The following is a 9,487-nucleotide window of genomic DNA, read 5'->3' as shown; positions in this document are numbered from 1 at the left end:
CGTTACGGTCAGTATGACATAAGTCCAAGTTTGACCCGTTTGCAGTATAACTAAATCATCTATTTGAAATATAGCGAATTCAAAAATAGTCCGGACATAATCTCTATAAACCCGTAAACACTAGTAATAGTGTGGCAATTTTTGGCCGATTATGTCGATTATTATGATTAATTATCCTCAAAATAAATGTTGAGTTTATAAATCTGTAAACCTACTCCATTCAAATTTGTTAGCCAATTTACCAACATCCATCAACTAGCCGGGTATTCTTAGGTATTGTTGGATTATATGCCCATTTCCATACTTCCAATTTACCTCAGGAATTATGGTGCATTTGCTGTAGCTATTGAGATTAAGACCTGCTTTTGCCTTGAGAATAAAAGTATATTTAGAGACTTTTATTCTTGATTTTCTGCATCAGTTTAATTATATACATCAAACATTAAGGAACATAAATAAATATGGCTAATCTCAACCCATCTCATGCTACTAAACAACTTTTAGCTGGTTACTGTGGTATTATTTTTGGCGGTTTTGGACTACATAAGTTTATTCTTGGTTACGCACCAGAAGGTTTTATTATGTTAGTCATTTCTATAGTTGGTGGTTCTCTGACTTATGGATTTACATTGCTAATTATGCAATTGGTAGGTTTAGTTGAAGGTATGATCTATTTAAATAAGAACCATGAAGATTTTGTTAATACTTACTTTGTAAATAAGCAAGGCTGGTTCTAGAATTTATCAATTACCTAATGATATGCCAATTCTCAAATCTAAACAGGTTAGTTGTCTCATATTATTGCTGGCAAGTACGGCTTATTTCAGCACTACATCTGGTTGGGAAATGAACTATTTTTGCAAAAGCCTGATTTTCATGATTCCGGTGCAAGTTGCATCTGTGATATATATTACTTATTACCGCTGGAATCGCACCCTATCTGTAAAGCAGTTACGATCAGATAGATAATTTAGAATTCTGGGGGAGACTCCAAAGCATGAGTGAAACTGCCGAAAAACTTAAACTCGAACTTTCTCAGCTTTCTGTTTTCTGAGTGCAGTAAAAATGGAACGCAGATAGACGCAGATAAACGCAGATGATTTTGTACCTCATGAGACTAGAAAACGCTATAGGTACAATGAAATCAGGAATTACTGTAAATATTATAATTTTGGTCAAAGTTCCAGATTTCGCCTACGCTCGAAGTAGATACGCCTTTTGTCAGAATTTTTTGTAGCGAATCTAAAAATTTACCATGCAACTTCTCAGAGAAACTCAGCCTTCACCAGAATCTACCCCAGTTACAGAAAAAATTATTTTAGATGTTGGCGGTATGAAGTGTGCTGGGTGCGTGATAGCAGTAGAAAAACAGTTAAATCAACACCCAGAAGTTAAAAATGTTAGTGTCAACCTAGCCACAGAGGTAGCTGTTGTCGAGACAGAAGTTGGTACAGTAGATCCTGATGCGCTGGCGGAGGCATTGACAGAAAATGGATTTCCTACCCAAACTCGTAAAGCCAGCACCACATTAGCCAGCCAGAAATCAGCTTTAGAGGCATCAGCAGCTAAACAACGAGAGGAAATGCAAGCTGCATTTAGACAGTTGGTGATTGCTGGGGTGTTGTTGCTATTTTCAGGAATTGGTCATTTCGGTAATACGATTTTCCCGATTTTAAATAATATCTGGTTCCATTGTGGACTGGCAACGGTGGCGATACTCATTCCCGGTCGTCCCATTGTAATTGATGGCTGGCGCGGTTGGCGACGGGGTGCGCCAAATATGAATACTTTGGTCAGTTTGGGAACTTTGACGGCCTATACTGCCAGTTTGGTGGCGCTGTTGTTCCCCCAAATGGGTTGGGAATGCTTTTTTGATGAACCGGTGATGATGCTGGGGTTTATCCTCTTAGGAAGAACATTAGAACAACAAGCTAGAGGTAAGGCTGCGGCGGCATTTAGGCAGTTGTTAGCACTCCAACCTCAGATAGCGAGATTGATTACTAACCCAGATTCACCCAACTTATTTACAGGGGAAAATATTGTCGAGATACCTGCTGAACAAGTGCGGGTTAGTGAATGGTTGCAGGTGTTACCAGGAGATAAAATTCCTGTTGATGGTGAGGTGCGCTTTGGACAAACTACTGTAGATGAGTCGATGTTAACTGGGGAAGCTGTTCCAGTTATTAAGCAGTTAGGAGATGCAGTTGCTGCGGGAACTATTAATCAATCTGGTGCGATCGCAATTCAAGCTACTAGAACCGGCAATGATACTACTTTGGCGCAAATTGTCGCTTTGGTGGAAACTGCCCAAACTCGCAAAGCACCTGTCCAAAAATTAGCCGATACTGTTTCTGGTTATTTTACCTATGGGGTTTTAACTGCGTCTTTGCTGACATTTGTGTTTTGGTACTTTTTCGGAACTCACATTTGGCCAGAAGTTAGCGTTGCTGGTGGTATGGAAATGATGAGTCACATGACGCATCACCCAGCCAGTACACATTATTCTTCCCTGTTAATTAGTTTAAAACTAGCGATCGCAGTTATGGTTGTCGCTTGTCCCTGTGCTTTAGGTTTAGCAACCCCTACAGCTATTCTCGTCGGTACAGGTATGGGTGCAGAACGGGGTTTATTAATTAAAGGTGGTGACGTTTTAGAACGAGTCCACCAGCTAGATACGGTAGTTTTTGATAAAACCGGCACTCTAACTACAGGTAAACCAACAGTTACAGATTGTGTGCAGTTTACAGAAAAGGAAAGTTTCTCCTTAATTCAATTAGCAGCAGCCGTAGAAAGCGGTACACACCACCCCCTAGCTAAAGCAATTCACCAAGAGGCAAAACAACAAAATTTATCAATTCCCCATGCTGTAGACTTCCACACTGAGCCAGGGATGGGAGTTTCCGCAATAGTAGAAGGCAAAACTGTACTCTTAGGTAATTCAGATTGGTTAAACTATCATGGAATTGCTACCAGTGAAACAGCACAACAGCAAACCCAGAAGTTAGCAACAGCAGGGAAAACAGTAATTAGCGTTGTTGTTGATGGAACTTTAACCGGATTAATCGCTGTTAGTGATACCCTCAGACCAGATGCAAAAGCCGCAGTTGAGAAGTTACAGCAGATGGGTTTACGAGTAATTATTCTCAGCGGTGATAGATTAGAAGCCGTGAGTGCGATCGCACAGCAACTAGGAATACCCAACACCAATGTCATGGCAGGTATCCTCCCAGCGAAAAAAGCTAGTGCTATTCAATCTCTTCAAACGGTCAAAAATTCTAGCCAATCTAAATCAATTGTTGCTATGGTAGGAGACGGTATCAATGATGCTCCCGCACTCTCCCAAGCAGATGTCGGCATCGCCTTACACTCCGGCACAGATGTGGCTATGGAAACAGCAGAAATCATCCTCATGCGCGATCGTGTCAGTGATGTCGTTGAATCAATTCAACTCAGTCGTGCCACTTTCAACAAAATCCGCCAAAACTTATTCTGGGCTTTTGCATATAATACATTTGGTATCCCTTTAGCAGCAGGTGTTTTATTGCCCAGTTTCGGTTTTGTTCTCAGCCCTTCCAGTGCAGCAGCACTCATGGCTTTTAGCTCAGTCAGTGTTGTCACCAACTCAGTTCTATTACGAAGCTTTGCTCATCGACCTTGAAATCCCAGGGAAATCAGTTAAAAAACTTATCAAACTTCCCTTCTAGCCTAAAAACCTCCAGATGAGCATTAGTATTTCTGTCCTCAAATTCTGTCACCAAGGAGTCTGTGTTTAATCAGACTACTTACTTTTTCTTTTGAGATCAACCATTTAGTCTCATCTCCAGCAGATAGTATAGAGGTTTTAAAGGCATATCCTAGGAATACGCAAGTGTTATGAGCCTTAGTTTCTCCACATCTGCTATCATAATTTGAGCAGGTATGGCATTCAACCACTTAACCTATATCCTCAAACACATTTTTTCTGTAACAATACATAAACAAATATTAAAGTGTCAGTTTTTTTATACAAAAAATTAGTAATTTGAAAAATTATACTTTAATAATATGTAGTTTTAATACTTATTAAATTCAATATTACAATTACATCCCTTGTCTGAAAAAATGTTAAAAGAAGATACTCAACCAACACTTGCAAATCAAAATTCAACTAATCTTAGTAACCATCTGTCAATGGCAGCAGAACCCAATGAAAACCATCTACTGATTATAGAAGACGATCAAGGACGCAAAGAGTTTCCTTTAGAAAATTCTGTCTATTCAATCGGTAGAGACCGTAGCTGTAATATTCGTTTAATGTCACAATTTGTATCCCGTCATCATGCAACATTAGTCAGATTACCACGCAAAAATAATAGTCAGAGTTATTATTACCGGATTGTGGATGGTGATCCCAAAGGCAAGCCTAGTTCCAACGGTTTAATGATTAATGGACGCAAACTACCAGCCCATGATCTAAAAAATGAAGACGAAATTGTTTTTGGTCCTCAAGTACGAGCAATTTATTATCTCCTAAAAAATACTTACCGTCCAGGACAAACCGATGCTGTTGAGTATGATATTACATTAATAAACCCCGGAATGACAGAGGATATGGAAGATTGATTCAGTAACTTTAACTTACAAATTCAAAAAGCACTTGAAAGCATTTACAACAGACAACTAGAGACGCAAGCTAACATCATAATTCCCCTATTTGCTACAAATGGGGGAATACAAATTACTAAAAACCTACCTATTCATATCGCAAGGATTCAGGATACAGAATATTTGATACAGCGCTGTAGGCGGGTTTCCCACCGTAGGCGACTGGTGTGCCACAACGCGAAAGCTTTGCTAACGCGTAGCGTGCCGGAGGCATTCACCCGAAGGGGGAGGGGTTCTTGTGCCTCATAATATCAGTAAGTGCTGTAGTAGCAAGGAACAGGGAACAGAAGAGACAAATATTCTCCCTCCTTCTTCTTCCTTCTTCCTTCTTCCTTCTTCCTTCTTCCTTCTTCCTTCTTCCTTCTCCTGACTCCTGACTCCTGACTCCTGAATTCTTACTTCATATCTTAGAGGCTGTTTGAAAAGTCTATACTTGTATCGAGATCCCCCCTAATCCCCTTTTTTAAGGGAAAATAACCTGCTCATTTTAAGGAGGATTTAGGAGGATCTAAAGTTTTTGAGAACTCCACAAAAAGAAATGCCCAATGTCATTCTGAACGGAACGAAGTGTAGTGAAGAATCCTCCGAGATGCTAGAGCCTCCGGTACGCTAACGCGAACGTTTCACTTCGCTACACTCAGCATGACAAAACAGGATCATTTATTTTGTGGCTTACTCTTTAAAACATCCTCTTAGACATATACTCATCTTCATAACCTAAACAATCTAGAAGATAGTTGGATTGTGAGCAATTATAGCTTTTGGATTTAGCAGAATTTTTATTTACAACCTCAGTCATTAAACTGAAATTTAAGTGTATATTTTTTTACTATAAAATAGAATATTTACCACTTATACATTAGACCTCTTGCTTTTTAAAAATTGTTTTTATAAATCATATTTAAGCTCTCAAATGCTTACTGCATCTGAATCAATAGCGAACAGGACATGATCAGTGTGACTTGAATCATAAAGTGAGCTTTTAGCTCAAGATATACTTCACACAGTGGATGTCCATTTTATGCTTCAGATTAGTAAGATAGCAAACACAGCAACATTTTTTATACAAGCATTAATGATAAAATTGGCATGACATCAAATTACACTGATTGGGATAATGATTTACCACCAGAACCGGAAGAAGTTTATCAAGACTTACTTCGCGCATTGGAATGGAAATCAGGATTTGGGTTATATTTTGTCCAATGTACTCCTGTGGAATCAGACCGGTTTATTGCGAAGATCCCTAATGATATTCCCCAAAAAAGGATTGCTGTATTACGCCTACTGGAACCAGTTGATAAGTTATATGAACAAGTAGCTGATTGTATTAAAGATCAACAAATTGATATTTTATTAATTAAAGGTCTAGAGTATTCTCTATATAAATATGAAAAAAGGAACTTTGGTGAAATCACTGAAGGGCAATTTATAAATTTAACCAAGGTACCACCAATCCTCAATCATTTCAACCAACAACGAGAAAGATTTAGGGATGATTTTCCATTTCGGTTTGTTTTTTTATTACGCTCATTTTCTCTTAACTATTTAATTCATCGCGCTCCTGATTTTTTTGATTGGCGTTCTGGAGTATATGAATTACCGACCACACCAGAATTAGTTGAAGAAGAATCACGTCGTTTATTGCTAGAAGGAGATTATGAAAAATATCTGCGACTGACTCCTGAGGAAAAAATTGAAAAAGTTCTAGAAATTCAAGAACTGCTCACAGAAAAACATCAAACAGATAGTAATAAAGCCAGTTTATTATTTGAATTAGGAAATTTACTTTATTCTGCAAACGAATACGAAACCGCAATTACATTCTATGAACAAGAACTAAAATTTAAACCTAATGACCACTATGCTTGGTATAATCGGGGCAATGCGCTCAGAAATTTAGAAGAACATGAAGCAGCAATTTTATCTTATGACCAAGCTCTGCAATTTAAACCTGATGACCACTATGCTTGGTATAACCGGGGTAATGCTTTACGTAATTTAGATCAGAACGAAGAAGCAATTTTATCCTATGAAAATGCATTGAGATTTAAACCTGATGATCATTATTGTTGGTACAACCGGGCTAATGCGCTCAGGAATTTAAAACGTAATCAAGAAGCAATTTTATCCTACGACCAGGCTCTGAAACTTAAACCTAATGACCATTATACTTGGAACAATCGTGGCATTGCATTTCGGAATTTAGGACAAAATGAAGAAGCAATTTTTTCCTACGACCAAGCACTAAAAATTCAACCTGATGACCATTATGCTTGGTACAATAGGGGTATTGCGCTGCGGAATTTAGGCCGTAATGAAGAAGCAGTTTTATCTTATGACCAAGCACTTAAATTTAGACCTGATGACCACTATGCTTGGAACAATAGAGGCAATGCCCTCGATGATTTAGGGCGCACTGAAGAAGCAATATTTTCCTATAATCAAGCACTTAAATTGAAACCTGATGATAACTTTGCTTGGTACAATAAAGCTTGCTGTTATGCTCTTCATGGTAGTGTTGTACAGGCGGTAGAAAACTTGCAACAAGCGATTCATCTCAACCCTGAAGAGTTTAGAAGAATGGCAAGTTCTGATCATGATTTTGATTTGATTCGAGAAGATATTCGCTTCCAAGCTTTAATACAAGAGCCAGATTTATTAACCCCTTCTATACCAGCCATAAGTTGGGACTAATTTTAATCAAATAAATAGAACTTACTAGACATATTCTAATATTTTTGTTTTATTGAATAAATTATTTTAATATCTGACATTTGGAGTTTTTGCGATTAAAATTATATTGCCTGTTTTTACTAATTTTTCAGCATACCTAATAACATAAATACCAAACAGTTTACCAATGACCAACAATTCTGAATTACTAAAAAATCTCTACAATGCTTTCAACCCATTTCAGCCATTACCCGCAGGAGATCCTAACTATGTAGACTGTCAAGATGTGCGGGGAGATGCAGATATTCTGGAAGAATTGGGAAACCGGATTCAGTTGGCAAATCAATACACTTGCCAATTATATTCCGGCCATAGAGGTGCAGGTAAATCGACAGAATTGCTGAAGTTAAAGAAATATTTAGAAGAAAGACAATTTTATGTAGTCTATTTTGCCGCTGACGAAGAAGATATTGATTCAGAAGATGCTCAATATACAGATATTCTTCTTGCTTGTACTCGACGACTACTCAAAGATTTGCGAACAATTGGCAATCCTCAACCTGTTTTAAATTGGCTCAAAGACCGTTGGCAAGATTTAAAAGATTTGGCACTGACTGATATTCAAATCGAGAATATGAATGTAGAAATGCAAATTAGTCAGTTTGCTAAATTGACTGCAAATTTAAGGGCTGTTCCCGAATTACGCCAACAAATCCGGGAAAAAGTCAATCCTCATACTGTTACTTTGATTAAGGTCTTAAATGAGTTTCTCGCTGATGTGAGAAAACATCTACCTAAAGATAGAAATAAACTAGCGGTTATAGTGGATAACCTAGACCGAATGGTCTTAGTAAAAGATGGGGAACGTACCAATTATGAAGAAGTTTTTTTAGACCGGTGTGAGCAACTCAAAGCCTTGGAGTGCCATTTGATTTACACGGTTCCCATTGCCATGGTTTATTCTACCAGGGCTACGGATCTCCGTGATGTATATGGTGATCCTCAAATATTGCCAATGGTGATGGTACGAACTCCACAAGGTGAAAATTATCAACCGGGAATAAATAAAGTTAAAGAAGTGATTTACCGACGAATTAGGCAGTTTGCCCCAGATAAACCCCTGGAAACAGCCATATTCGATAACCGCGAAACTCTAGAAAGGCTTTGCTTGATGAGTGGAGGTCACGTCAGAAATTTGCTATTGTTAACACAGGATGCTATTGGTCGCACTCAAGATTTACCAATTTCTGAAAGAGCAGTTCGACGAGCCATCACTCAAGCTAGAGATACCTACCGCCGCGCAGTAGAAAACCATCAATGGATATTGTTGGCAGAAGTCTCTCGGTCTAAGCGAATCATCAATGATGATCAGTATCGCAACTTGATGTTTAATCGCTGCCTTTTAGAGTACCGCTATTTGGATGAAGAAGGAGAGATGCAACGCTGGTATGATATTCATCCACTGATTCAGGGCATTCAGGAATTCAAAGAAGCTATAGAAAAACTCCCATGAATTTAGAGCTTAGTGACTGGGATCAAGATTTACCTGCCGAGGAATACGAGGAGTATGAAAACCTAATCACTGCTCTGAAGCGCAAAGAGGGATTTGGCTTATTTTTTGTGCAATGTTCAAATCAAGAAGCAGAGCAATTAATTAATAAAATTTCCCACTTCCTACCTGAGAAAAACATTCAAGTTTTACGCTTAACTGAGCCAATTGATACTCTATATGACCAGTTACTAGATATTTATACTAACAAGCGATTTGATATTTTATTGATTGCAGGTCTAGAATATTCGCTTTACAAGTATGAAAAACAGCAGTTTGGTGAAATAACGGAAACACATTATAGCGATTTAAGCAGTGTTCCGCCAATTTTAGACCACTTAAACCAAAAGAGAGAACTAATTAGGGATAAAATTCCGGTTATTTTTGTTTTTTTGGGACATCCATTTGTCATAGATTATTTCATTCATCGCTCCCAGGACTTTTTTGATTGGAAATCATCAAGTGTATTGAAATTAACGACAATACCAGAATTAGTCCAGGAACAATCATCTAGCATCAGCAGTAGCGAGGCTTTTAGCTCGTGCTGAGTGCTGAACAAATTAGTATACTGCAAACGGGTCAAACTTGGACTTATGTCATACTGACCGTAACGTAGTG

The 9,487-nt window shown here is 38.2% G+C and carries 6 protein-coding genes; all 6 read left to right on the top strand.

The window, feature by feature from the left end; genetic code table 11:
• Positions 1–461 precede the first annotated feature (461 nt).
• The 6 genes from VB713_RS13685 (at position 462) to VB713_RS13660 (ending at position 9,417) form a co-directional block, all read left to right on the top strand.
• A complete protein-coding gene (locus VB713_RS13685) occupies positions 462–737 on the top strand; it encodes a TM2 domain-containing protein (RefSeq protein ID WP_323312071.1) in 276 nt (91 codons plus the stop codon).
• A gap of 518 nt (positions 738–1,255) precedes the next feature.
• Complete coding sequence (locus tag VB713_RS13680) at positions 1,256–3,658, top strand: heavy metal translocating P-type ATPase (protein ID WP_323312070.1); 2,403 nt, start codon at positions 1,256–1,258, stop codon at positions 3,656–3,658.
• Between the two features lie 443 nt (positions 3,659–4,101).
• The gene (locus VB713_RS13675) at positions 4,102–4,602 is read left to right on the top strand and encodes an FHA domain-containing protein (RefSeq protein ID WP_323312069.1); all 501 of its coding nucleotides are present in this window, start codon (positions 4,102–4,104) and stop codon (positions 4,600–4,602) included.
• A 1,131-nt stretch (positions 4,603–5,733) separates the two neighbouring features.
• Positions 5,734–7,341, top strand: coding sequence for a tetratricopeptide repeat protein (locus VB713_RS13670; RefSeq protein WP_323312068.1), 1,608 nt, complete (start codon positions 5,734–5,736; stop codon positions 7,339–7,341).
• 166 nt (positions 7,342–7,507) lie between these two features.
• Positions 7,508–8,833, top strand: coding sequence for an ATP-binding protein (locus tag VB713_RS13665; protein WP_323312067.1), 1,326 nt, complete (start codon positions 7,508–7,510; stop codon positions 8,831–8,833).
• Positions 8,830–9,417 (top strand): hypothetical protein, encoded by a 588-nt coding sequence (locus VB713_RS13660; RefSeq protein WP_323312066.1) that lies wholly within the window; start codon positions 8,830–8,832, stop codon positions 9,415–9,417. Before VB713_RS13665 ends, VB713_RS13660 begins: the two co-directional genes overlap by 4 nt.
• The last annotated feature ends 70 nt before the right edge of the window (positions 9,418–9,487 follow it).

The organism is Anabaena cylindrica UHCC 0172 (genome assembly GCF_034931625.1).
GTDB lineage: Bacteria > Cyanobacteriota > Cyanobacteriia > Cyanobacteriales > Nostocaceae > Anabaena > Anabaena cylindrica_A.
This window is presented reverse-complemented; position numbering and strand designations above follow the sequence as displayed.

Coding starts and splice junctions, on each gene's coding strand:
- VB713_RS13670 (WP_323312068.1), top strand. CDS start 5,734: ATGACATCAAATTACACTGATTGGGATAATGATTTACCACCAGAACCG.
- VB713_RS13680 (WP_323312070.1), top strand. CDS start 1,256: ATGCAACTTCTCAGAGAAACTCAGCCTTCACCAGAATCTACCCCAGTT.
- VB713_RS13685 (WP_323312071.1), top strand. CDS start 462: ATGGCTAATCTCAACCCATCTCATGCTACTAAACAACTTTTAGCTGGT.
- VB713_RS13660 (WP_323312066.1), top strand. CDS start 8,830: ATGAATTTAGAGCTTAGTGACTGGGATCAAGATTTACCTGCCGAGGAA.
- VB713_RS13665 (WP_323312067.1), top strand. CDS start 7,508: ATGACCAACAATTCTGAATTACTAAAAAATCTCTACAATGCTTTCAAC.
- VB713_RS13675 (WP_323312069.1), top strand. CDS start 4,102: ATGTTAAAAGAAGATACTCAACCAACACTTGCAAATCAAAATTCAACT.